Origin of the sequence: Natronosalvus rutilus (genome assembly GCF_024204665.1) — an archaeon.
GTDB lineage: Archaea > Halobacteriota > Halobacteria > Halobacteriales > Natrialbaceae > Natronosalvus > Natronosalvus rutilus.
Genome location: NZ_CP100355.1, coordinates 36,304 through 60,086, shown reverse-complemented (window position 1 = coordinate 60,086; position 23,783 = coordinate 36,304). Strand labels below are relative to the sequence as shown.

Below are 23,783 nucleotides of genomic sequence, written 5' to 3'. Positions count from 1 at the left end.
CCTAATCCCCTCGAGAAGCCTCCTACTCGACGATTGGGACACAACTCATGCTCTCGAGGAAGATCCTCATCGTGCAACCGTTCCTAGACTATCTTCATAATCGGCCCTCGAAACAGAGACCATACCTACTCTTCCGGACAGAGAACCCGATTATGAGGTATCTGAAACGCGATTAGTACGTTTTGTTGTAATCCTCAGTAGATAACAAGAGTTGTCTGCTGCATACAGAGAATGAGTTCAGCAGACGGGTAACGATAGGGTACAGCGTTAACGGTAGGATTCGTGGCCAACAATAATAGGCTGTGACCTTGTTAATGTACCCCATGATCAAATGTGCTCGATGCGGCCGTAATGTGGATGATCTTCAAAACATCTCGCCAGATGTTATCACGAAAGAACTAATCGACTCAATCGATTACGGCGAAGAAGATTTTGCCGGGGAGGGTGATCTGAAAGTTTGCACCAAGTGTATGGATGAACTGACAGGGGACTGAAAACGAAACTGGTGTCATTACTGACGGTTTCAGCACGATATGGATTACAAGGTTCGCGCTGTGTAATATAGAGGGTGGATAGAACATGGCGACTGTGTTTATTTCCCTCCCTCAGGATGGGATTATCCGCCACTGAAATATCGGTCAGAAAGGTTCCGCTGTTTCAGGAGTCATGGCTTCTAGCTCCTCTGCACTTTCAAGTAGAGACTTTCTCGCCTCAGAGGCGGTAAGTACTACATCTCCACTTCTGCTATCGTACTCGATTATTCCGTAATCTTCCAGCCGTGGTAGGTGGTTATGCACTAATCTGATTTTTGCGTTTTCGAGCGCCCTGTTGGTTTCTACGCGAGTCTCCGAGTGGTCGGCTAGTCGTCTAGCGAGATCAGAAATTGTGGTAATTCCATCGTTTTTGAAAAGTTCGTTGAGGATGTGGCGCCGATCAACATTAGCCAGGATCTCGTGGACATCCTGCGTATTCATGTTGATTCGTTGATGGTGTTCTGTATCTAAAAGTCGAGACCCTACTCTATTAGGAATCGTTACAAAAGTCACCAATATGGGTGAATGTTAGTTACCTGTCACAGTACTTTGTCTGGACTGAATAACCAGCACCTCTAAATAGAAATCTGCAGTCTGTGTCCCAATCGCGCTCTGTATTCAGCACAGTCGCTAAATCCTATCACTATTCGAGAAATTCAACGATACTTGGGGCACAGAAATTCTTCGAGCAGTCAGGCTTTTCCGACTGTGCCAAAGTTTTCGGGTCGAATGATTCGAGAGTCCCTCGAGACGGGTCACCTTTCGTCGCAATTCGCGTACTCCTCGCCGACGTCACCTTTGCCCACCCCAGGCGCTATCGCCGCTCCTCGAGAGAGAACGCCATAGCTAAGGCGGCGGCGACGCTACCCGGTGTCGGTATGTTGATCGCGGGAACGGTCGTCATCGACGCCGAGACGGTAATCCAGGACGGAGCCGTCGTCGTCGAGGGCGACCGAATCGTCTCCGTCGGCCCTCGAACTGAGTGTCTCGAACTGTACCCCGACCACGAGCGCCACGCCTGTGACATCGTGGCTCCGGGGACCGTCGGTGCGCACGTCCACTCCGTCCAGAGCCTCGGCCGCGGCATCGCGGACGACACGGAACTGCTGGAGTGGCTCTTCGAGTACGTGCTCCCCATGGAAGCCGAACTGGACCCGGAGGCGATGCGCGTCGCCGCCGAACTCGGCTACCTCGAACTGATCGAGAGCGGGACGACGACCTGCATCGATCACCTCTCGGTCCGTCACGCCGAGGAGGCCTTCGAGGCCGCACGCGACATGGGCATCCGAGCGCGTCTCGGCAAGGTCATGATGGATACCGAGTCCCCGTCCGGCCTGCTCGAGGACACTGACGAGGCGCTGGCCGAGAGCGAACGCCTCATCAGGCGCTACCACGGTGTCGACGACGGTCGAATCCAGTACGCGGTCACCCCCCGATTCGCCGTCAGCTGCACCGAGGAGTGCCTGCGGGGGGCGAGGCGACTGGCCGACAGCTACGACGGCGTTCGCATCCACACCCACGCGAGCGAGAACCGGGGCGAAATCGCCGCGGTCGAGGAGCGGACCGGATTGCGAAACGTCCACTGGCTGGACGAGGTCGGCCTCACCGGCGAGGACGTTGTCCTGGCCCACTGCGTCTGGACCGACGACTCCGAACGCGAGGTGCTGGCCGAGACGGGGACCAACGTCACCTACTGCCCGTCGTCGAACATGAAGCTGGCGAGCGGCATCGCGCCCATCGTCGACTACCTCGAGCGCGGGATCAACGTCGCGCTGGGCAACGACGGGCCGCCGTGTAACAACACGCTCGATCCGTTCACCGAGATGCGACAGGCGTCCCTGCTCCAGAAGGTCGAGGCCCTCGAGCCACGGGCACTCCCCGCGGAGACGGTCTTCGAGATGGCGACAGTGAACGGCGCGACGGCCGCGGGGTTCGACCGCGTCGGCAAACTTCGCGAGGGGTGGAAAGCAGACATAATCGGCCTGCGGACGGATCTGACGCGGGCAACGCCGATTCACGACGTGCTCTCGCACCTCGTGTTCGCCGCCCACGGCGACGACGTGACGTTCACGATGGTCGACGGGGAGGTCCGGTTGCGAGACGGGGAGGCGGTCGGTATCGACGCCGAACGGCTTCGTGCCCGCGCGGCCGAAATCGCGTCGGGACTCGAGGCGGCGCCGTAGCGGGCCGGACGTCGATCACTCCCTAGAACTGCGTCCGCTCCGCTCGCGCTCGGTGACGAGGCGTCCGACAGCATCCGGACCCACCGTCACGTGTCGGTGCGAGCACGGACTCGAACTCTGTCGCGCTTACAATCCGAGCGTTTCGAGCACAGTTGCGCCGAGTCCGGCCGTCTCCACGAACTTGTAGCCGAGGTAGATTCCCACGATGCCCAGTAGCCCGGGGAGTTCGGGCGGGGCCGGAATCGGCACGTCGACCAGCGCGAAGAACGCTCCGGTCAGGAATCCCGTCAGCAGCCCCAGCGCGATGAGCTTGACTGTCATACCGAACACCGGGTCGGCGGTACCAAAAAGGGCTCTGAGTCCGTTCCGGAAAGTTTCGTCAATTGTCGACACGAGGTTTTAATATCGTCGAACACTCGAGCCTGTAGTATGCAAACCGACGTTCGACAGCAGCCCCTGGTGGCGGTCCCACCGGATATCGAATCGGCACAGGCGAAACTCATCTACCTCTCGCTCGCCGTCTGGGAGGGAACGTCCGTCGACGACCTCTGTACAGAACTCGACGTCGAGAAAGGCGCCGCGCTCTCGATCCTCGGAACGCTCAGGGAGCGCGGCCACGTCGAACGCCTCGACGGTCGATATCGCGTCTGCTGAAGGTTCCTGTTCTCGGAGCAATTAAACGCCGTCGTATCACCTCGACGACCGCCGATACTGGACGGGGAGGCCACCAACTCGTCAGTCGAAAACAGGGCTCCCGTGTACCCGGCTAGGTACAGGACAACAAGTCTCGAGGACCGACCGATCGGCCCCGTCAGCGGTGACGAGCGTTCGAGGCCTCGAGCAACTCCCGCGAAACGACACCCTGGACGATCAGTACGTTTCCGGGCTATCCCGCCTCGCAGCGGGCCGTCTCACAGTTCGATACGTTCGACCAGCTGTTCGCGGTTCTCGTTCGTGTTGACGGCGACGATTCGAATATCGTCCTCGAGGCCCGATCCCTTGAGCTTGGCCTTCAGCAGGTTGTCGACCTGGTAGACGCCGGCGGCGTTGGTCATCGCGATCTCGACCATCACGGGGCTGGATTCGCCCTCGTGAAGCGAGACGCGGCTGATCGCCTGACTCGAGAGCGTGTTGATCCCGCGGCCACCCTGTTCGTACGGGATCCGCGAGCGCCCGCGTTCCATGTCGAGCGCGTCCGAAACCCGGATGACGCCAGCCTCGGTCGTCAGGGGCTTTTCGGCCGTGTGGTGACAGAGAATCGCGTGCAGGACCTCGCCCTTCACGCGGACGCGGTCGGCAACGTCGTAGAACTCCGGCAGGATCCGATCGAGAATGTCGGCGGCCAGCGGGATCGAGTAGTAAGCGTGCTGATCGCGGTGGACGATGTGACCGACGTCGTGGAGCGTGGCTGCCAGCGCGATGATCACCGCTTCGTCGGCCTCCTCGAGGCCCTGCTGTCTGGCCCCGTTGAAGTCGACGTCGCCCGCTTTCAGCAGGTCGTAGAGACAGAGCGCCCGGTGGCGAACGATCTCGATGTGTTTCGTCCCGTGGTCGTTGTACCGCTTGCGATCGACTGCGTTGACGTTCTGGGCCTCGAGGTAGGTCTGGATCTCCTCGTCGGACTCGACGAACTCGAGTACCGCGTGCAGTTTCTCGTCGGGAAAGTGGTGGTCTGCGTCGGGCTCGTAGACGCGGCCGGCGGAGGGGCTCTCGACGCGTTCGCTGTCGCTCATAGCCTAGCCGTCGTCGGGCAAGCAAAAAAGCCCTCCGCCAGCGGCGTGTACGGGTCGACTCGTGGTCGTCGCTGACTCACGGACGTCCCGGCGGCGGTGCATCATGTCGCTCCCACAGAGGTGGTCTCGATGGTGAGAATCGTTCGGCCTGACCGACGGTCGTCGCTGGAGCCGAGGTGACGGAATTAACCGGTCATACCAACTACGGGCGAGTCAATGGTGGAGATGTCCCATCTGTGCTCGCTGAACTGGGCGTACAGCGCCTCTCGACCCCTTCTGTGGCTTCCTGTGGCTTCACTTGCCGGTCCAAAAAGGTTATAATTGCCAGCGGGTAATCTGCGGACAGAGATGGTAGCCGAAATCGCACCGCTTGTCATCCCCGGCGTCCCCGGGGGTCCAGAACTCCTGATCATCCTCTTCATCGCCATTTTGCTCTTTGGGGCGAACAAGATCCCCAAACTGGCACGGTCGACCGGAGAGGCCATGGGGGAGTTCAAGAAGGGTCAGGAAAAGGTCGAGAAAGAACTCGAGGAGATGCGCGAGACGGGGAACTACGACGACGAGGAAGAGGAGTTCGTTGACACGGAGCCCGTCACGGCTGAAGACGAGGAGACGGAAACCGAAACCCAGACGGAAACGGAAGCCAACTAACATTTTTCTCGGGGCGAGTGGCCTAGCGGAGAGGGCAGGAGGTTCCTAACCTTCTGATCGCGGGTTCGAATCCCGTCTCGCCCGTTTTCCTGCGAGCGTCAGCGAGCAGTGAAAACGGCACAGCAGGATTCGAATCAAACTGAGGTTCTGCGAACGGAGTGAGCAGGTTCTCAGGCGTGGTTTGAATCCCGTCTCGCTCCGTTGATTACTCGTGGCCTGTCGAACGTCGCAAACCCGGGAGTGTGCTCAAACCGAGTTCGCCAGATTTTGTGAGTACCTCGAGTTATACCCTGAAGATCCCAATTCCCCGCTTCGTCACCCCTCGAGACGGCCCAACCCACCGCTTACCCGCCGGCTGCCCTGTCCGTCTTGACCCTGCGGCCTATACGTCGCTGTCCGTGGTCGAAGTCTCCATGCGGTACCTCGAAATCGCTATTCCGAAGGGCCGTCGCCAGGCAGTACTCGACATCCTCGAGGACGAGGGAATCGACTACGTCGTCGGCGACGAAACGAGCGGGCGAGGGTACGCGGCCGTCGTCCGGTTTCCGCTCCCGACGCGAGCCGTCGAACCGCTCCTCGACCGATTGAATCGGGCCGGCATAGACGACGAGGCGCGCGTCGTCGTGATCAACGCCGAGACCGTCATCTCACGGAGTTTCGACGCCCTGCTGGACCAGTACAGCCACGGCGGCACGAAAGGAGAGCGAACGTCGAGACAGGTGCTCCGGACCAGGGCCGACGAACTCACGCCGTCGTTTTCCATCTACGTGGTGATGTTGCTCATCAGTGCCGTCGTCGCGACCGCCGGCCTCCTGGCGGACTCGCCGGCGGTCGTCGTCGGATCGATGGTCATCGCACCGCTGATCGGTCCCGCGCTGGCCGCGAACGTCGGTATCGTCACCGGCGACGACAAACTTACGTCGACGGGATTTCGCTACCAGGTCGTCGGCGTCGCGATCGTCGTCGCCGCGTCGATCGGCCTCGCGACGCTCGCTCGGGTCGCCGGTCTCGAGCCCGCGGGCGTCGACATCGTCGTCGTCGCCGAACTGCAAGAGCGGGTGTCCCCGAACCTGCTCTCGCTCGCCGTCGCGCTGGGGGCCGGCGTCGCCGGCATTCTGAGCCTCACGCGGGGCTTTTCGGAGGCCATCGTCGGCGTGATGATCGCCGCCGCACTCATCCCACCGGCGGCCGCGGTCGGGATCACGGTCGCCTGGGGAATGTACGGTGCGGCACTCGGTGCCGCCGTGCTCGTGACCGTCAACGTGCTCTCGATCAATCTCGCCGCGCTGACCACACTGTGGATCGCCGGCTACCGTCCGCAGGGGCTGTTCGAGGTGTCGCCGACCCGACGGCCAACCTACGCGTACGCGGTGGTTTTCGGGGTCGCGTTGCTCGTGCTGGCCGCGCCCCTCGTGAGTATTACCCTGCTCGACTTTCACACGACGGAATTGCGGTCGAGCGCGACCGACGAGGTCGACGCCGCGCTCGAGGAACCGCAATTCGACGGTCTCGAGGTCGATTCGGTCGAGGTAACGCTCGACGACGACTACCCCGTTCGGTCGGTCGACCAGGTGGTTGTCACCGTCTCCGGAGACGATCCCGGCCAGATTCCGGCGTTGTCCGAGCGAATACACGAGGGGGTCGCAGCGCACACGGACGAACCGGTCGTCGTCGAGGTCCAGTTCGTCGTTTCCGAACAGCGGGGTGGGACGTCCGGCGATCGGATCGACGCATTCTCGAGGAGCGTCGAACAGGGCTCGATACCCGACTCATCACTCTAACGGACGGGTAGCCGGGACGGCTTCGGCTGATTCCGGCCGCTCACACGCTAACGCTTTTAACCGCGGGTTCGGTACGCCTCTGGTATGACTGCCGACACGTCCTCGAGAAGACCCGCCGACACGCCCGCTACCGACGGTTCGAGCACCCTGATTAACGCATTGATTGGGGCGGCAGCCGGAATCATCCTGACGTTCATTCCGCTCTCGACGCTCCTCGGTGGCGCGGTTGCGGGGTATCTCGAGGACGGCGAGCCGACGGACGGGATGAAAGTGGGGGCCATCGCGGGGCTCATAATGCTGATCCCGTTCGTGTTTATGGGTCTGTTTTTCGTTCTGTTCTTCCTCGGATTAGGCGCTAGAGGCGCGCCTGTCGCGTTCGGTCTGATGGGGTTTTTCGTACTCACGCTCGGTGCGCTGTACACTGTCGGCCTGAGCGCAGTCGGTGGCTACCTCGGCGTCTACCTCAAGGACGAGTTGTAGTCTGCTGACGCACGTCCGATCACGTGCTCCTCACGTGGCGATTTTCTCGTTTCAGCGGATCGTGCGAAAACGTCAGGAGCCCGGCCGTTGGGAGTTGCCAGTTTCGGGCACTGGAGGCGGGCATCCCGGTGCCCGATCACGACTCCCCGCTTCGGGCATCGAGGGCGAGAACGACGAGCGCGACGGCGAAAACCAGTACGCTGGCTCCTATCACCGTCACGCCACGGGGCTCGAGCGATCGGTCGGCGGCCGGAACGAACAGCTGCAGGTCGAAAAGCACGACCAGGAGCGCCCCGAGCACGTCGAAGACCAAGTCGAACGCCGTGTCGCGCCAGCCGTAGTGGACGAGGACGGGTTCGACGTCGTACCGGATCCCCACTCGACGTGCGAGAATCTCGAGCAGTTCCCACAATATCCCGATGACGAACGTGACGCCGATGGTCAGGAGCCCGATTTGCCACAATCCGAGAGTGGTAGTCAGTACCAGGAACCCGGCGTAGACCAGCGCTGCGACGAGCGCCGCGGACACCAGGTGAGTGAGGTGATCCCACCACCAGACCGAATCGTACGGACCCAGCATCCCGACGGCGTGTAAGAATCCCGCAACAGCGATCCAGAGGGGCAAGTCCGTACCGAACGCGATCGATGTGCCGAAGCCGGATTCTGCGATGTACTCGACGGCTGCCGGAAGCAGCGTGACGGCGAACGACACGAGCGCGTTCGTGGCAGCGGCGGCGTCTCGGCGACGAAGCGCCTCCAGTAAGATGACGAGAATTCCGACCTGGAACGAAGCGAGTGCAACTGTCATCCATCCAGTCATCACGAACGCCTTGCTGATGACTGACGCCGAGTTGATATGATTCTTTGGTCGTTATACGCGGAGTAGGCGTAATACCACGCCGTTCACGGCGTGGATACGCGCCGTTACTGGGGAATCCCTCCACACACTTCAACAGACTCGAGGTTTTAACGTGGACATTCAAGTGGGCAGGCCGCATACTGGTGAAACAGGAATCAGGCTGGGAACGGAGCGATTCCCGCTTAGTCCGACGATGGCGGCCTGCCCGCCCCAAGCAACCAAGCAATAATCGGAACCAGTCACTGACCGGCGTATCCTCACAGGGTACGACTGGAGTTGACTGCTGTACGCAGACGCAACGTAACTCTGAGTCCGTCGACGCTGGCCCAACCCTCGCCGGGCAAAAACAACCACGAGGGTCGAACGCAGTGGAGGATAGGAGTACCGGGGGCTTGGCACTCCCCGCAGTCCCACCCGCCACAGTCCGTGAACCCCACAGGGGTTCTTACCGTGTCGGGGTTCGGTGGAACTGCAAACCTGAAATCTCCAACGCTCAGGATTCCTCCGCGTTCACGCGGAGGAGGATGTCAATACTATACCTTCTATAGCGAAACCGTCGATTGCGTGCTCGAGTCTATCGAGACTGCGTCGAACCGCGTTCGGCGCTGGCTTCCAGATAACGGGCTGGTACGTACGCCAGGACGCGACTCGAGGCGTTCGGGACCACGAGGTCGCCGACCAGTCGACTGGCGACTGCGGGCAGGATCCGTCGAACGACCGCGTACGCGACCGCGATAGCCAGGAACGCGATCACGAGCCACTCGAGTGCGCCCTCGAGGGCGACCACGAGCGGCACGGCGAGGGCGACTGACAGTGCCAGGTCCTCCGGCGCCCCGTCGTAGCGCACCCAGCGCCGTGGGGTGATCCACCGACGGTTGTGGTGGTCGTAGACGGCCCGGTTCGATGTCGCCTCCCAGGGGCGAAGCTCCAGCCCGCCGCCGAAGACGTCGCCGACGCTGTGGAGGGCGGCGCCGACCAGGAACCACGCGGCGGCGACCGCGAGGAGGGTTGGCTGCAAGAGGGCGATTGGGACGACGAGCGTGGCGACTCCCGAGTAGTACACTGGGTAGTGCAGTGTCTTCCGGTGACCGGCGTACAGGTCCAAATCGGGAACGATCCCGCCGAGAAATCCGGCGAGCAGGGCCACAGGGCCGAATTCGGGGAACGCGAGTGCGTACGGGAGGGCAATCACCATTCCCGCGAACGCGTGGGTCGGCAACATCATTTTGTCGTTTATGAGGGGACACGACAGTATGAATCCGTCGACCGCCTCGAGTTCGTATCCACGTTCGTGTCAGTGTCCGCGTTCGTGTCTGCGTCTACGTCACGTTCGTCTTTGGGTCGCTCTTCCCGGCACCACCGTTCGCTGCCTTCGCGGACCTCGGTCGCCGACCTCTCCGGTAAAGTCGAACGATCCACACTGAAGAACGAAGAATCGGTACTCGAACTCGAGTCGGCGAGCGCCTCCGGATTGCTACAGTCCCTCGTAGGGGCCTGCCTTCGCAGTCGTCAACCGATCCATCTGCTCCTCGGAGAGGTCGACCGTCGCGGCCGCGAGATTCTCCTCGAGTTGCTCGACCGTCCGGGCGCCGACGATGGGTGCGCTGACCCCCTCTCGGTGGGAAAGCCACGCCAGCGCGACCTGGGCCGGCGACGCGTCGACCTCCTCGGCGACCGCGTCGAGTTCGTCGTGCAGGTCGAAGTTCTTCTCGGTGAGGTAATTCTCCCTGAACCGGCTCGACTCGGCGGACTTCGAGTCCTCCGGGACGTCCTCCTCTCGGGAGTACTTCCCGGTCAAAAAGCCCTGTCCGAGCGGGCTCCACGGACAGACCGCGAGATCGCGCTGGCGAGCGAACTCTAGGTAGTCGCCCTCAATCTCCCGGTCGACGAGGTTGTATCGCGGCTGGAGGACGGTGAAGGGCTCCCAGCCCTGTGCGTCGGCGATAGCGTTCGCACGAGCGACTTTCCAGGCGTTCGGCCGCATGGTCGACGCGCCGAGGTAGTGGACCTTCCCGTCCTCGACGAGGCCGTTCAGCGTCTTCATCAGCTCGCGGGTCGAGGTCGCGTCGTCCCAGCGGTGGATGTAGAGGACGTCGACGTAGTCGGTGTCGAGGCGATCCAGGAGAGCGTCGATGCGATTCCGGACGGTCTTCCGGTTCGTCCCCTTGCTGTTCGGGTCGCCGTCGCGGATTTGCCAGTAAATCTTCGAGGCGATAGTGTAGCGCTCGCGGTCGCGGTCGGCGAGCCAGTCGCCGATCCAGCGCTCGCTGTCGCCGCCGCCGTAGACGTCGGCCGTGTCGATGTACCGACCGCCGGCCTCGGCGTAGGCGTCGAGCAATTCGTGGGCGCGTTCTTCGGTAATCTCGAGGTTCCCCTCCTCCGTCGTACGGCCGAAGCGCCAGGTCCCGAACTGGAGTTCGCTGGTCTGGATGCCGGTTCGACCGAGCGAAACGAACTCGAGGTCGACGTCGTCGAACGAGTCAGTCATGCACCGGTCGTTCGCGGTCAGGAGAAAAAAGCCCTGAGGAAGCGGCGATCACCTCGCCCACACGCTTTTGACGGTCACCACCGTCTACGCGCCCATGATCGACGAACTCGCGATCGGCGAGTCGACCGTCCGGGACGCCTGCGGAGACGTCGTGCTTCCGCGGATGGGCGTCATCGAACAGCGGTGGGAGACCGACCCCATCCCGCCCGGAGACGTCGCGGCCGAGGCAGCCGAGGCGGTGGCCGCCCTCGAGTTCGCGGACGTCCCCGCGGGCGGCGAGGTAGCCGTCGGCGTCGGCAGCCGCGGCATCGACAACCTCCCCGAGATCGTTCGCGGCGTCGTCGGCGCACTCAGTGACCGTGGGTACGAGCCCTTCGTCGTTCCCGCGATGGGGAGCCACGGCGGGGCGACCGCTTCCGGCCAGCGCGATAAACTCGAGACTCTCGGTGTCACCGAAGCGTCGATCGGCTGTGCGATCCGGGCGACCATGGACGTCGTGCAGGTCGGCGAGACGCCGGATCGCGGAGTGCCAGTGTACGCCGACGCGTACGCGGTCGAGGCGGACGCCATCGTGCCGATAAACCGGATCAAGCCCCACACCGGCTTCAGCGGCGACGTCGAGAGCGGCCTCTCGAAGATGCTCGTCATCGGGATGGGGAAACAGCGCGGCGCGAAACTCGCCCACGACTGGGCGGTCGAGTGGAGCCTCAGCAACATGATTCCCGAGATCGCCGACCAGTTGCTCCGGACGTTGCCGGTCGCTGGCGGCGTTGCAATCGTCGAGGACCAGCACGACGACACCAGCCTCGTCGAGGGCGTCCCACCGGAGGGGTTTCTGACTCGAGAGGCCGACCTCCTCGACCTCGCTCGCGAGCGCATGCCGACGCTGCCGTTCGACGACCTGGACGTTCTCGTCGTCGATCGGATCGGCAAGGACGTCAGCGGGCAGGGGATGGACCCAAACGTCACGGGTCGGCGCCACTTCACGATCAACGAACCTGAACCGGACTCGCCCGAGATCAAGCGCGTCTTCGCTCGCGGCCTCACCGCGAAGACGAAGGGGAACGCGATGGGGATGGGCCAGGCGGATGTCGCCCATCGCGACGTGCTCGCCGAACTCGACTGGTCGAAATCCCTCATCAACGCCATCACCGCGAGCACGGTGCGCGGGGTCCGCCTCCCGCCAGTGGTCGAGACCGACCGCGCGGGACTCCTCGCCGCCCTCGGTACCATCGGCCCCGTTTCAGGTGAAGACGCTCGCGTCCTCAGAGTGACGGACACGATGCGTCTGAAGCGGTGTTACGCCTCGAGTCCGCTCGTGGAAGCCGCGCGGGAACGCGAGGACCTTCGCGTCGTCTCGGAACCGACAGCGCTCGAGTTCGACGACGGGCAGTTCGTCGCTCCGTCCCCAGAATAACGATCGTCGGCGCGACTAGCGAGGCGCGGCATCCGACCGTGTAGCCCTCGAGTCTTACTGTACAGCCTTCACGCCCGACTGTTACAGCCTTCACGTCAAACCGTACAGCCCTCGAGAATCGTCAGTTCCTACCGGAGTTTCCAGAGCAACGACCGAAGTTTGTACCCTAGCGACCCCTTCTGGTAGCCGTTCCACCCACTCATACCGCCTGCGAGCGTCGCCGCGTCGTATCCTTCCTCGGTGAGTACGTCGGTCGCGCGCTTGGCGACGACGCCCATCTTGCACACGACGACCACTTCCCCGTCGGACGGGATCTCCTCGAGCCGATCCTGGAGTGCGGACTCGTCACCTCGGCGTAACTCGTCGTAGACCGGCACGTTGTGGCTGTGCTCGATCGCCTGTGACTCGAAGTCCGGCCTCGGACGGATGTCGAGTAAAAACGGCCCCTCCCCCGACTCGAGTCGGTCGTCCAGTTCGTCCGGACGGATCGTACTCATTAACATGATATTGGGTCCACATCACAAAACCGTGGCGATTCGTCCTCACGTGAATCGCGTTCATCGGGGCCTCCGACCGATGTCCGCGTTTCGGGCCGTAGTAGGTTTGTGTCTCTCGGCCACAACGGATCGAAGCACGTTCACAGTCAATTTCCGCTTCGCGTGGTTTCATAGGCGACGAGTGCGAGAAATCTCCTATCTTTGAACAGCGAGAGAATCCCGCCGTTCACGGCGGGCGTGAATCGCGTCACTTGACTACGCAACCCACCGTCTACAGCAGTCTGAATGCCAAACAGAAGTTATTAGCACCAAGAAAACGTTCAAAGAGTTGTGCGAACTGAAATCGATATGGAGCGAGGGAGCGACCTCCACGAGCGGGTGAAAGAGTACGCCCGCGACAATGGCATCCGACATCCTCGCGCCTACGCCGAACTAATCGAGAAAGGATTAGACGCCAGTGACGACGATAACTAAGACGCTTCAAGCGACGTTTGCCCCACCGACCGCGCACGAGCAGTCGAAACTCAACGACCTGCTCGAAACCTACCGTGACGGTCTGCAAGAAGCGTTCGACGCTGGGGCGAGTACTATGTCGGCAGTGAGTGACATCGTGACGCCCTACGACCTGCCGTATCAGGCCAAAGCCGCCCTCTGCAACTACGTCCCGAAACTCCACAAGACGTACAACGCGAAAGAATTGGACGACGAACACCCGATACGCCTCACGAATCAAGCTGCGACGTTCGACCACTCCGAAGAACGTCACTACGAGTTCACGTGGTGGATTCCCCGTCCCGGTCGGGGAACGAACTTTTGGATTCCGCTCCGCATCAACCCTGAACAGGAAGACCTCTGGCACGCCCTCGTATCAGAGGACGCGAAGGCGGGCGAGATACGGCTTCAGAAGCACCGGAAGAACTGGGTACTGCATGTCACCGTCGAGTACCTGGTCGAAGAACCAGCAACGGACGGTGACACCACGCACATCGGCTTAGACATCGGAGAGACTGCCCTCATCACGGGCTGTGCCCTCAAGGACGGTTCTCCGACTGACCCGTTCGTGTGTAGCGGAAGCAGAGCGAAGCATCTCCGTAAAGAGATGCACACGACCCTGAAACGACTCCAAGAGCGTGACGTATCCGAGTGGCGGATTGAAGACCACTTCTCGCACTACCAGAACGCACTCACCGACTTCGTGGAGAAGGCGTCTCGGCAGGCCGTTGAGTACGCCAAACAGTTCGAGAACCCGGTGTTGGTGATGGAGGACTTGACGTACATCCGTGAGCGTCTCGACTACGGGAAGTACATGAACCGTCGGCTTCACTCGTGGGCGTTCGCCCGACTCCAAGGTCGCATCGAGGACAAGGCGACGGAAGCAGGCATCCCGGTCGAGTACGTGAACCCGGCGTACACGTCGCAGACGTGCCACTCGTGCCACCGTATCGGGCGGCGGAACTCCCAGGCTGAGTTCCGGTGTCCGAACAACGACTGTCACGTTTCGACGTTTCAGGCCGACATAAACGCTTCCGCGAATATTGCACGACGGATTGACCCGTGGGGAGAGAGCGTCCCGCTTGACAAGGCGGAGCGCGATGACTCGCCTCGGGATGGGCGCGGTTGTGACACCGCCACGACTCACCGTGAGCAGAGCGTACCAGCACAGATGACGCTCACGGCCTGCGAAGAGTCGAAACCCTCTGCCAGCGTTCACGAGACTAAGAGTCTCGTGCAGCCCGCCAGAACCGAAGGTTCTGGAGACGACGACTAATTGGTATTCCCCATGCGTGGGAAGCCTCGCCGTCAACGGCGAGGAGGATGTCACGGGGTACGACGCAACCTCGTACGAGGATGTCGAACCGCGCGCGCCGGGTATGTCCTTCCTTCGGGACGCCCTCGACTGCGAGACCCACGGGCTAACCGTCATCGAAGCCGACGAGGGCTGGGACGGACTAGAACACGACCACGAAGACGATGGCCAGGAGGGAGTGTACCTGTTGCTCGAGGGCGAGGCGACCATCCAGCTTGACGGCGACCAGGTCGACCTCGCGCCCGGTGACGCCGTGCGGGTCGACCCGGAGACGACGCGCGAACTACGGTTTACGGCGGACGACTCGCTGATGGTCGTCACGGGCGCGCCTTGACATCCACCCACGACTGAAGGTCGTGGAATTCCTCTCGTGGGAGTCTCAGTCGTCTGAGTCCCCGAGAGCGAGATTCCCGCTCGACGCGGTACTCTGGTTTGTGTACGCCTCGTTGGCCGTTGTCTCCGCGAGGGAGGGCGGGCTATGGTGTTCCCGCCAACTGTGTTTGTTCCACTTGAGGTACACGGGCCGTGCCATCGACCCGGCTGTGTTGTTCTGCCGTCTCAGGAACGACTCCGATGCAACGAGATCAGCGTGCCCCTCGAACCCACACGGACACGTCAGCGTATCCTCGTGACGAACGGTCTCGTCACGCTCGCCACACTGGGGGCACTCTTGACTCGTCCACGCCTCGGACCTCTCGTCGACCGCGATTCCATACTCTTCACAGACGCATTCGAGACGGTTGATGAACCGCCGGTACGCCCAGAAGGTGTGTATCTTCTCGTTCACCCATGCCGACCAGTGCCTGGAAAGGATGCCCGTGAGGTCGCCAACGTACAGCGTGGATACACCTTCGGAGTATAGACGCTCCACGAGGTCTCGGACGAGTGCATCTTGCGCGTGGTTGCGTCGGTTCGTACGCTTGCAATACAGGCGGTCGATGCGCTTGCTCGACGTGCGCTGGTCTTCGAGGAGTGCTTGCAGGTCTGCGATTCGCTCAGTGGTCTCGCGGAATCGCTCGAACTCATCGCGGCCGCTGAACAGGTATTGTGAGCCAGTTGTGGTTGTGCAGGCGACGAGGGTGTTCGCGCCAACGTCCAGAGCGGCTTCTTCCGAAGCCAGTGGTGAATCCAGTCGAGAAGTGTCGATGGTGACTGGTTGGAAAGCCCTGAACGTGTCTGCGAGTTCGTCGTACACGATCTCTAACCGACCCGGCTCGCCGCTCCACTTCGAATTGCCTGAAATCTCGAGGCGAAGGCGTTGATTTCGGTTCAATCCCAGTTTGTCCTTGAGGTCGGAGCCAATCGGCACTTCGAGGCGTGATCGTTCTCCGAACTCGAGGGTGTACTGGTCGTTGCGGACGTAGGTGCGAAGTACACGCCCGTCTTCCTCGTTTCCCCAGTACCCCGGTGGCGACGGTTTCTCGCTGAGTTTACCCGCGTGGTACTTCTCATTGAGTGAGAAGAAGGATCGCCACGATTCGGAGTTCCTCCGAATGATTTGTTGAGCGACCGAACTGCTGAGGACGCCTTTGTATTTACCTTCGAGTGTGCCGGTATCGGCGTCCCAGATGCTCTCACCGTCTGAGAGGAAGGCCTGGCGGCGAGCGTAGTTAGTCTCGTTCCAGAGACTGGCTGAAGCGTCCAACCAGCGAACGAACGCCTCACGCTCTCGCGTAGAGTTTGGGCGAACGCTGAACTGGTTGGCTCGCTTCATCGTCATTCGCTACGAGGCAAGTGATTGTAAACCTATGTATTCGCGTTGGAGACTCGGGCTTGCTATCGAATGTGGAGTGTTCACGAGTTGTCGTATTCATCTCACGACTGAAGTTGTGGGCTTTCTCCTCGACCCTCTGTAAGCGGACGCGACGGTCGCTGTTTTTGCACAATCCGGTGAAATCACGAGGGGGATCGAGTTTTGACGCCCTTCGAGCGCTACGACCGGTGGTTTCGGGCGGCTACGAGTCTACCCGATCGACCGAGATCAAATAGCTCGGTACGTACGCGGACGCCGAGACTGCCGGGTCCGTCCCAGCCGTCGGTCCCGCTCGAGCGTCCTGCTGGTCGCCTCCATCCGAAGACCCGATCACCTCGACGGTCGTCGACGTCCGGTCGTTGGCCGTGCGAACTCCGATCTCGAGGTCGCGGACGTCACCCGGGCCGGTCTCGACGGTGACGACGAGCGTCGCCGTTTCGTCGGGAGAGAGCGAGACTAAATCGGTAGCGGCGTCGAAGCCGTCGATGTCGAACACTACTTCGGCTTCACCGGGAGCCTCACCGACATTCGTCACCTCCGCGGCGACCTCGATGAACTCGCCCGCCTCGACGGTTTCGGGTGCGTCGAGGGCCGTCACCTCGAACGCCGGTTCGCCGGCCTCCTCGACGGTGACGGTCACCGAATCGCTTCCCTCCTCGGGCGTGGCCACGTCTGGGTCGTCGACGCGAACTGTCACCTCGAGTTCGCCGACGGCGTCCGTCGGCGGGTCGACGGCCACCGTGAGCGTCGTCGTCTCGCCGGGTGAAAGCGTGACGAACTCTCCGACGACCGCCTCCTGCGCACCGACGTCGATCACCACGGGCGCCTCGCCGGGACCGGCGCCGCGGTTCTCCACCTCGATGGATAGTTCGATCGGCTGGTCGGACTCGACGGTTTCAGGCGCGTCGACGATAGAGACGGCGAACTCGGCCGAGAGGAGGAGTTCGGCCTCGTCGGCGACGGGGTCGCCGTCCGCGTCGAGGTACGGGCCGTCGTGGACGCCGATTTCGTCGACGCTCTCGAACGTAAACTGGCCGTCGCCGGTCAGATCGCGGTGGACGATCGCGACGAGCGTTCGGTCCTCGTCGATCGATTCCGCGAGGTCGACGGTGACGTTCTCGTGCTCGCCGGGTTCGAGGTACTCGGAGACGCCGAGGACGGTCTCGTTCTCGACCGGCGCTTCCGCCTCGTAGAGGGCGACGAAGCCGCCTTCCGAGAGGGAAACGGCGTCGACGGTCGCGCTCGTCCCGTCGGTCTCCTGGTCGCCGAACGCGACGTCGGCGGTCGGGCGCTCGCCGAAGCCGAGTTCCTGACAGTCCTCGACGGTTGCCGGATGCGGATTCTCGACCACGTTCTCGTCGTCGGCTTCGGAGAGGGACGCGAACTCGACGTAGTGGGTGAACTCGATGAAGGGGTACAGATCAGCCGTCGAGAGGACGGTCCCGTCTTCGATCGGGCCGTCGACCGTTTCCGCGAGCACTTCCTCCTCGAGTTCCGTCTCGTTACCCGCCAGAGGGCCCTCCAGGTACGAGACGCTTAGCGAGAGGCGATCGATTTCGGCCGCGTCCCGGACCTCGAGCGCGGTACAATTGAGGAACATCACCGGAGCCTCGACGGCGTACTCGATCGTCTGAACCGCCAGTTCCGAATCGTCGTCGTTGGCCCTGACGGCGATTTCGACGTCGCTGGTCTCCTCGAGGGGTGGATCAAGTTCGAGCGTCAGGTTCTCGACGACCTCGTCCGCGTCGAACGATTCGCTTTGCACCGCCTCATCGTCGTAACGAGCCTCGACGACGAAGTCGACAGTCGCGGTGGCGTTTTCGACGGTGAGGGTCCTCCCGTCGCCGGTCTGGTCCGTCACCTCGAGATCGGCTGTCGGCTCGACCGGTTCCGCATCGACAGCGTACTCGATCGCTTCGACGACCAGGTCCTCGTCGTCTTCGATCGCGACGACGGCAATCTCAACCTCTGCATCCGCCTCGATGGGCGGATCGAGTTCGAGGGTCAGGTTCTCGACCACCTCGTCGGCGTCGATAGCGTCGGTTCTCACCACCTCGCCATCGTAGCGCACTTCGACCGCGAACTCCTCGTCCGCGCTCGCCCGGTCGACGGACAGCGTCTCGCCGTCGCCGGTCTGGTCCGAAACGTTCAGGTTCGCCGTCGCCTCCGCCGGTTCGTCCGCTGGTTCGTCGGCACCGGCAGCGTCGACGTCGTACGCGACCTCCGCCGACTCGAGTCCCTCACCGTCCTCGACGGCACGGATCGTCACCTCGAGGTCGGTAGCCTCCTCGAGCGGCGGGTCCAGGTCGAGCGTCAGATTGCCAGCGGTCTCGTTCGCCCCGAATCCTTCGCTCTGGACGACCCGATCGCCGTCACTCGCTTCGACGTAGAATTCGACGTTCGCCGTCGCGCGTTCGACGGTCACCGTTTCTCCGTTTCCGGTCTGATCGGCGACCTCGAGGTCGGCGGACCGTTCCTCGGCGACCGTCGCCTCGAGCGATGCCATCACCAGTTCGCCGCCCTGCCGGACGTACGGCGGATCTGCCCCGCCGTCGGTGTCGATGCGATCGAATTCCTGGTCGTCGTCGCCGTCGCGATACGGGACGACGAAGAGCGAGTGCTCGCCGGCCTCGAGCGCGTCGACTTCGTACTCGGCCCCTGGAACGTCCTCGAACAGGGTAACGGTCACCGATTCGTGTTCGCCGGGCTCGAGGTACTCGGAGACGCCGATCACGCTGTCGGTGCGTTCGCCTTCTAGCCACCTCCCGTCGTGGACGGCGACGAACCCGCCCTCCGAGAGCGTCACGTCGTCGACTGTGACCGTCTCTCCGTCGATCGTCTGACCGACGGTGCTCACCGTCGCCTCCCCCTCCGCAGGCTCTTCCTCGGCGGTTCTATCGACTGCACTCGCCTTCGCGCGCTCGCGGATGTCGACCTCGCGGCCGAGATCATCATCGACCGTCTGCTGGGTCGTGTCCGCAGCGGTGCGTTCGCTGATCCGCTGAACTTGCTCGACGGTGACTCGCTGGTCCTGAACCGCCTCCGAGACCGACTGGCACGTTACTTCGGCCACCTTCTGTATCTGGAGGATCGTCACGCGCTGTTCCTGGGCGACCGACAGGACGCCCTTCGCCGCGCCGCGGGCGATGGTCTGTACCTGCTGTACGCGCACCGTCTGCGTCTGTTCGACGGCGCCCTTTCCGGCGCCCATCGACGCGGCCTGGATCTGCGTAACGGTGACGGCCTGGTACTGGATCGCGGATTCGACGGCACCCATCGCGGCGCCGCGAGCGGCGTACTGGACCTGCGTCACGTGTATCTCCTGTTTCTGGACGATCGTTCCCTTCGCCGCGCCGATCGCCGCTGCCTGGATCTGTTCGATCGTCGCCTCCTGACTCTGGTAGATTGCGCCCGTCGCGGCGCCAGTCGCCGCCGCCTGGATCTGCGTGATCTCTACCCTCTGGATTTGCGTAACCGATAGCACGCCCTTCGCGGCACCACGTGCGGCGACCTGCGTCTGCTCGACGGTGACCCGTTGCTTCTGGACGAGCGCCCCCTTCGCGGCGCCCATCGCAGCCGTCTGGGCCTGTTTGATCGTCACGTGCTGTCGCTGCTCGACCCGGACGCGCTGTTCCTGGTGCCCGTCGACGACCCCCGCTGCCGCCCCTGCTGCCGCGTGTTGAATTTGCTCGACGGTTATCTCCTGGCGCTGGACGACGTGCTGTCGAGAGGGGTGCTTCTGCTTCTTCACGGCCTCGAGCGCCCCGTGGGCCGCACCCTGGGCCGCCTCCTGGATCACGCCGACGTGACCGACTCCCTTCTCGCCGGCCTCACGGGCGGCGCCTGCAGCGGCGCCGCGGGCCGCGTATTGGATCTGCTCGACCGTCACCACCTGGTGCTGGTCGAGCGCACCGTGGGCGCCACCCCACGCCGCGTTCTGCATCTGCGTGACGTTGGCCGACTGGTGCTGGCTCAGTGCACCGTCCGCGCTGCCGGTCACGGCCGACTGTAACTGCGTAACGTTGACCGCCTGGTGCTGAAGCAACGCGCCGTGAACCGCCCCCGTTGCGGCGCGCTGAATCTGTTCGACGGTCGCCTCCTGATGTTGTTCGACGGCATCGACGGCGGCGGACGTCGCGGCCTCTCGCTGCTCCTGGGTGACGTTTACGCCCTGTGCCTGGGCGAGTTCGATCCCTCGGTCGGCACCCTCTTCGGCCGCCTCTCGCTTCGACTGGGCAATTACCCCGTTCTGTCGTGCGCTCGAGTGCGTCTCGTCGAACTCGACGAGCTCGACACCGTTCTCCGAGACGTTGCTTACCCCGCCGATAACTTCGCCACCAGCGGAGGATTCGGGTCGCGTCTCGCCGTCTCCCGGACCGGCGAACGGAGCGCCCCCGAGCGTCAATCCGGAAGCGCCGACGATCAGTCCGGCCACGACCGTGCCGACGAGAAGCGCCGTCAGGAGTCGCTTCATCGCTCGAAGCGACCCCCGTGCCGTGAATCGAACGCTGCCTCGTTAGACGGTGAAGCGAGATTTGTGGGGCTTTCATGTGATGCCGTGCACCAGGCGTGGAGGTTCGGAATCATCTCCCTATCCAGACCGCTGTGCGATAAAAACGGGGTCCATCGTTCCCCGACGGCTCGAGCCGGTAACCGTGCGTTCCGTTACACCAGCGCCTCGAGTAGTCGACTGCGACCGCTTCAGCTCGCACGGTGGGACCGAAAAAAGGTGGGTGAAATTCTTCGACCTCCGCCACGAACTCTGAAACTTCTCCTCGAGTAATGCCCAGTTGCGAACGACGGAAACCACTCGCTGGGCTATCACCTGGTCGCTGATGCCCAAGAAAAACTCCCCACGGCAGCCCGTACTCTCGGCTCACGAAATTGCTCGCGGAGAGAACATGGGCCAACTCGGATTTGAACCGAGAGCCTCCACCTTATCAGAGTGGCGCTCAACCTGATTGAGCTATTGGCCCGCGTCGCATCTGTGAATTGCGCGGAGGGACGTTTAAACGTTTCTTTCTCTGGGGGCCGTGAGAACCGCTAGCGAGCGGAGGGGTCGTCGTGATCACCCCGGCCATCTCCCTCGTCGTCGAACCCTACGTGGCGACCGCTCGAGCCAGTATCGACCGAGTAGTCGTCCTCGTCGAGGTCGACTGTCGTGGCGTCGTCGCTTCGAGTTTCGGTTCCGGTCCCAACTCCCGTGTCCGCCCCAGAGCCACTGGACCACGAGATGCCAGTCGCCCCCTCTCCGGGGAACCCGCCCGTCCAGGCGACGCCGCTGGCGAATCCGTCGCTTTTCGTGTCGAGGTAGGGGACGATGACGAACCGCTTGAGCGCGGCGCGAATCGGCACCCGCGTGAGCGGAATCACGAACAGGAAGCCGATGAGGTCGGTCACCAGCCCAGGGGTGAGCAAGAACGCGCCGGCGGCGATCAGCAGGGCGCCGTCGAGGAGCTGGTTGGTCGGCGGCTTGCCCTCCGCGAGCGACCGCTGGGTCTTCCGAAGGGTTCTGCGGCCTTCGGCGCGCACGAGCAACATGCCGACCAGGCCGGTGAGGACGACGAGGGCGACCATCCCGATCCAGCCGATGTACGTCGTCTGGCTCACGACGACGGCGAGCAACACGGCGTCGAGAAACGGAATGAGCAACAGCGCGAGGATCCACCGAAGCATTACTCGAGATAGCCGCTCGAGGGTGAAAACCCTTTACTCTCGATCGGTGCGGTCCACCGCTCGTTCGGTTGCTGGCCCATCAGCCGTCGATGGAAGGCTACAAGTATATAACACGAACATGTTCGACGATATTCCCGCCGACTGGTAATGACCGAGCAACTGACCCATTACCCGGACATACGCTCTGATAGCGACGAACAATGACTTCACACACTAGCAGTCGACGGACGTTCTTGCAGGTATCGGGCGGAACACTGGCGCTGGCTCTCGTGGCCGGTTGCGTCGAGGAAGACGAGCCCAGTAGCGACAACAGCGGGAACGGAAATGGCAACGGCAACGGCAATGGCAACGGAAACAGTAGTGCCGACTACGACTTCGACGGCTACCTCGACGACGCCAACAACTACGACGGCGTCGAGGACCACACCGGCGAGTCCGAGGTCACCGTCGACGTCGGTGCTGGCTCGGACGGCTTCGCGTACGGGCCTGCGGCCATCGTCGTCGACTCGGGCACGACCGTCGTCTGGGAGTGGACCGGCGCCGGCAGCCCACACGACGTCATCGCCGAGGACGGAAGCTTCGAGAGCGAGATGCTGAGCGACGAGGGGGAAACCTTCGAACACACCTTCGAGGAGACCGGTACCTTCACCTACCACTGCTCGCCCCACGTCAGCATGGGCATGAAAGGCGCCGTCGTCGTCGAGTAACCCCTCGTTTTCATCCGCGCCCTCCTCTTTGCCTGTCGCCGACGGTCGACGTGCGTTACCGACTCCCGGAGAGCATCGCCTTCAGGTGCTCGAGGCTGGCGACCGACGTCGGTCGGTCCATGTGGACGCCGATCTCGCCGGCCGTCGCCGCCAGGCCGAGGCGCTGAACTGGTTCGGGGAGCGAGTACGCCCGCCGGAGCCAGTGGCCGAGTCCGATCTCTCGCTCGAGGTCGTCCCGCCAGGCGTGTTCGTAGGCGGCGAGGCTCGCCGGGCGGTCGGGATCGATCCGGTCGGCAGCGTGATCTGCGCAGGTCATTCCATAGAGGATGCCGCCGCCGGTAAAGGGCTTGGTCTGGGCCGCCGCGTCGCCGACGAGAAAGCCGCGACGACTCGTGACTCGATCCGGCGGACCGATGGGAATTAACCCCGAGCACCGGTGTGAGACCTCGACGTCAAAGCCGTCGATCAGGTCCTCGAAGTGGCGGTTGACGTGGGCACCCGGTGGCGCGGCCAGGCCGTACTCGACGCCGGCGTCGGCGCGCGGAATGCGCCAGGCGAAGAATTTCGGCGCCGTAAGGTGGACGTCGACGAAGTCGCCGGGGTCGTCCTCCGCGGAGAAGGCGAGCACGCCGTGGAGCAACTCGTCGGGTTCGGGAAGCGAGAGCGCCTCTCGGACTCGCGAGCGAGGACCGTCACAGCCGGCGACCATCTTCGCCTCGACGGTGTCGGTGCCGTCGGGGCCTTTGACCGTCACCTCGACTGACTCCTCGCGCTCGTCGACGGCCGTCACGGTGTGCCCGTCTCGAACGTCGGCCCCGGCCTTGCGAGCGAGGTTGGCGAGGTGGCGGTCGAGGCCGACCCGATCGATCACGTTCGAGACGACCTCGCGCTTGTAGAACTGGTAGCTGTCGCGTCCGGCACCGTCGACTTCGTGGGGGCCCCCGACGTGAAATCGGGCGCCGTACACCTCGTTCTGGAGGAGTTCCTCGCGTGCGTCGTCGCCGGTGAACGACCAGACGTCGGTGCTGACGTGTCCGGAACACGCGAGTGGCTCGCCGATCCGACCCTGCTCGAAGGCGACGACGTCGTATCCCGATTCGGCGGCGCGCCGGGCAAAGCGCGCGCCCGCCGGGCCGACGCCGACGATGGCGAAGTCGTACATACCCGGGACGTACTCAGCCGACGGTAAATAGCTTCACGAAGCGCGGTAGCACGGGT

At 62.9% G+C, this 23,783-nt stretch carries 21 protein-coding genes and 2 tRNA genes; 11 read left to right on the top strand and 12 right to left on the bottom strand.

Features of this window, described 5'->3' with window-relative positions:
- Positions 1–638: 638 nt before the first annotated feature.
- The gene (locus NGM29_RS00330; protein WP_254158292.1) at positions 639–974 is read right to left on the bottom strand and encodes a DUF7344 domain-containing protein; all 336 of its coding nucleotides are present in this window, start codon (positions 972–974) and stop codon (positions 639–641) included.
- A 437-nt stretch (positions 975–1,411) separates the two neighbouring features.
- Between NGM29_RS00330 and NGM29_RS00325 the strand changes: the two genes are divergently transcribed.
- Positions 1,412–2,716: a 5'-deoxyadenosine deaminase gene (locus NGM29_RS00325; RefSeq protein ID WP_254158291.1), complete on the top strand. Its 1,305-nt coding sequence runs from the start codon at positions 1,412–1,414 to the stop codon at positions 2,714–2,716.
- Positions 2,717–2,842: 126 nt separating this feature from the next.
- On the opposite strand, the gene NGM29_RS00320 is transcribed toward NGM29_RS00325, so the two are convergent.
- The gene (locus NGM29_RS00320) at positions 2,843–3,037 is read right to left on the bottom strand and encodes a XapX domain-containing protein (RefSeq protein WP_254158290.1); all 195 of its coding nucleotides are present in this window, start codon (positions 3,035–3,037) and stop codon (positions 2,843–2,845) included.
- Positions 3,038–3,145: 108 nt separating this feature from the next.
- Here NGM29_RS00320 and NGM29_RS00315 point away from each other — a divergent pair, with 108 nt between their 5' ends.
- Positions 3,146–3,370, top strand: coding sequence for a helix-turn-helix domain-containing protein (locus NGM29_RS00315; protein ID WP_254158289.1), 225 nt, complete (start codon positions 3,146–3,148; stop codon positions 3,368–3,370).
- A gap of 257 nt (positions 3,371–3,627) precedes the next feature.
- Here NGM29_RS00315 and NGM29_RS00310 read toward each other — a convergent pair whose 3' ends face one another.
- On the bottom strand, positions 3,628–4,449 hold the full coding sequence (locus NGM29_RS00310) for an HD domain-containing protein (RefSeq protein WP_254158288.1): 822 nt from the start codon (positions 4,447–4,449) through the stop codon (positions 3,628–3,630).
- A 348-nt stretch (positions 4,450–4,797) separates the two neighbouring features.
- Between NGM29_RS00310 and tatA the strand changes: the two genes are divergently transcribed.
- From tatA to NGM29_RS00290, 4 genes are all read left to right on the top strand, one after another.
- Entirely contained in the window at positions 4,798–5,100 is a 303-nt protein-coding gene (tatA, locus tag NGM29_RS00305; protein ID WP_254158287.1) for a twin-arginine translocase TatA/TatE family subunit, read from the top strand.
- Positions 5,101–5,111: 11 nt separating this feature from the next.
- Positions 5,112–5,184: transfer RNA gene (locus tag NGM29_RS00300), tRNA-Arg, on the top strand.
- Between the two features lie 329 nt (positions 5,185–5,513).
- Positions 5,514–6,881 (top strand): TIGR00341 family protein, encoded by a 1,368-nt coding sequence (locus NGM29_RS00295; RefSeq protein ID WP_254158286.1) that lies wholly within the window; start codon positions 5,514–5,516, stop codon positions 6,879–6,881.
- An 84-nt stretch (positions 6,882–6,965) separates the two neighbouring features.
- Positions 6,966–7,361, top strand: coding sequence for a DUF5518 domain-containing protein (locus NGM29_RS00290; RefSeq protein ID WP_254158285.1), 396 nt, complete (start codon positions 6,966–6,968; stop codon positions 7,359–7,361).
- Positions 7,362–7,497: 136 nt separating this feature from the next.
- On the opposite strand, the gene NGM29_RS00285 is transcribed toward NGM29_RS00290, so the two are convergent.
- The 3 genes from NGM29_RS00285 to NGM29_RS00275 all read right to left on the bottom strand — a co-directional run bounded on the left by NGM29_RS00285 (position 7,498) and on the right by NGM29_RS00275 (position 10,708).
- Complete coding sequence (locus NGM29_RS00285) at positions 7,498–8,169, bottom strand: DUF2238 domain-containing protein (protein ID WP_254158284.1); 672 nt, start codon at positions 8,167–8,169, stop codon at positions 7,498–7,500.
- A 625-nt stretch (positions 8,170–8,794) separates the two neighbouring features.
- Positions 8,795–9,445 carry a metal-dependent hydrolase gene (locus tag NGM29_RS00280; RefSeq protein WP_254158283.1) on the bottom strand — a complete coding sequence of 217 codons (651 nt, stop codon included), beginning with the start codon at positions 9,443–9,445 and terminating at the stop codon, positions 8,795–8,797.
- A gap of 249 nt (positions 9,446–9,694) precedes the next feature.
- The gene (locus NGM29_RS00275) at positions 9,695–10,708 is read right to left on the bottom strand and encodes an aldo/keto reductase (RefSeq protein WP_254158282.1); all 1,014 of its coding nucleotides are present in this window, start codon (positions 10,706–10,708) and stop codon (positions 9,695–9,697) included.
- Between the two features lie 94 nt (positions 10,709–10,802).
- On the opposite strand from NGM29_RS00275, the gene NGM29_RS00270 reads away from it, so the two are divergent.
- Positions 10,803–12,125 (top strand): nickel pincer cofactor-dependent isomerase, group 22, encoded by a 1,323-nt coding sequence (locus tag NGM29_RS00270; protein ID WP_254158281.1) that lies wholly within the window; start codon positions 10,803–10,805, stop codon positions 12,123–12,125.
- A 128-nt stretch (positions 12,126–12,253) separates the two neighbouring features.
- Here NGM29_RS00270 and NGM29_RS00265 read toward each other — a convergent pair whose 3' ends face one another.
- The gene (locus tag NGM29_RS00265) at positions 12,254–12,622 is read right to left on the bottom strand and encodes a rhodanese-like domain-containing protein (RefSeq protein WP_254158280.1); all 369 of its coding nucleotides are present in this window, start codon (positions 12,620–12,622) and stop codon (positions 12,254–12,256) included.
- 348 nt (positions 12,623–12,970) lie between these two features.
- Here NGM29_RS00265 and NGM29_RS21100 point away from each other — a divergent pair, with 348 nt between their 5' ends.
- From NGM29_RS21100 to NGM29_RS00255, 3 genes are read left to right on the top strand one after another with little or no spacing between them, the layout of a single operon-like run.
- On the top strand, positions 12,971–13,096 hold the full coding sequence (locus NGM29_RS21100; RefSeq protein WP_256548176.1) for a hypothetical protein: 126 nt from the start codon (positions 12,971–12,973) through the stop codon (positions 13,094–13,096).
- The gene (locus tag NGM29_RS00260; RefSeq protein ID WP_254158279.1) at positions 13,080–14,390 is read left to right on the top strand and encodes a transposase; all 1,311 of its coding nucleotides are present in this window, start codon (positions 13,080–13,082) and stop codon (positions 14,388–14,390) included. The genes NGM29_RS21100 and NGM29_RS00260 overlap by 17 nt, the downstream gene beginning before the upstream one ends.
- Positions 14,391–14,406: 16 nt before the next feature.
- Complete coding sequence (locus NGM29_RS00255; RefSeq protein ID WP_254158278.1) at positions 14,407–14,763, top strand: cupin domain-containing protein; 357 nt, start codon at positions 14,407–14,409, stop codon at positions 14,761–14,763.
- Positions 14,764–14,808: 45 nt separating this feature from the next.
- On the opposite strand, the gene NGM29_RS00250 is transcribed toward NGM29_RS00255, so the two are convergent.
- The 4 genes from NGM29_RS00250 to NGM29_RS00235 form a co-directional block, all read right to left on the bottom strand.
- Positions 14,809–16,143 (bottom strand): RNA-guided endonuclease InsQ/TnpB family protein, encoded by a 1,335-nt coding sequence (locus NGM29_RS00250; RefSeq protein WP_254158277.1) that lies wholly within the window; start codon positions 16,141–16,143, stop codon positions 14,809–14,811.
- Between the two features lie 241 nt (positions 16,144–16,384).
- A complete protein-coding gene (locus NGM29_RS00245; RefSeq protein WP_254158276.1) occupies positions 16,385–20,656 on the bottom strand; it encodes a DUF7282 domain-containing protein in 4,272 nt (1,423 codons plus the stop codon).
- Positions 20,657–21,084: 428 nt separating this feature from the next.
- A tRNA-Ile gene (locus tag NGM29_RS00240) sits at positions 21,085–21,158 on the bottom strand.
- 67 nt (positions 21,159–21,225) lie between these two features.
- Positions 21,226–21,858 (bottom strand): FxsA family protein, encoded by a 633-nt coding sequence (locus NGM29_RS00235; protein ID WP_254158275.1) that lies wholly within the window; start codon positions 21,856–21,858, stop codon positions 21,226–21,228.
- Positions 21,859–22,058: 200 nt separating this feature from the next.
- Here NGM29_RS00235 and NGM29_RS00230 point away from each other — a divergent pair, with 200 nt between their 5' ends.
- Complete coding sequence (locus NGM29_RS00230) at positions 22,059–22,565, top strand: halocyanin domain-containing protein (protein ID WP_254158274.1); 507 nt, start codon at positions 22,059–22,061, stop codon at positions 22,563–22,565.
- A gap of 55 nt (positions 22,566–22,620) precedes the next feature.
- Here the strand turns inward: NGM29_RS00230 and NGM29_RS00225 are convergent, their stop codons facing one another.
- Positions 22,621–23,727: a geranylgeranyl reductase family protein gene (locus NGM29_RS00225; RefSeq protein WP_254158273.1), complete on the bottom strand. Its 1,107-nt coding sequence runs from the start codon at positions 23,725–23,727 to the stop codon at positions 22,621–22,623.
- Positions 23,728–23,783 lie beyond the last annotated feature (56 nt).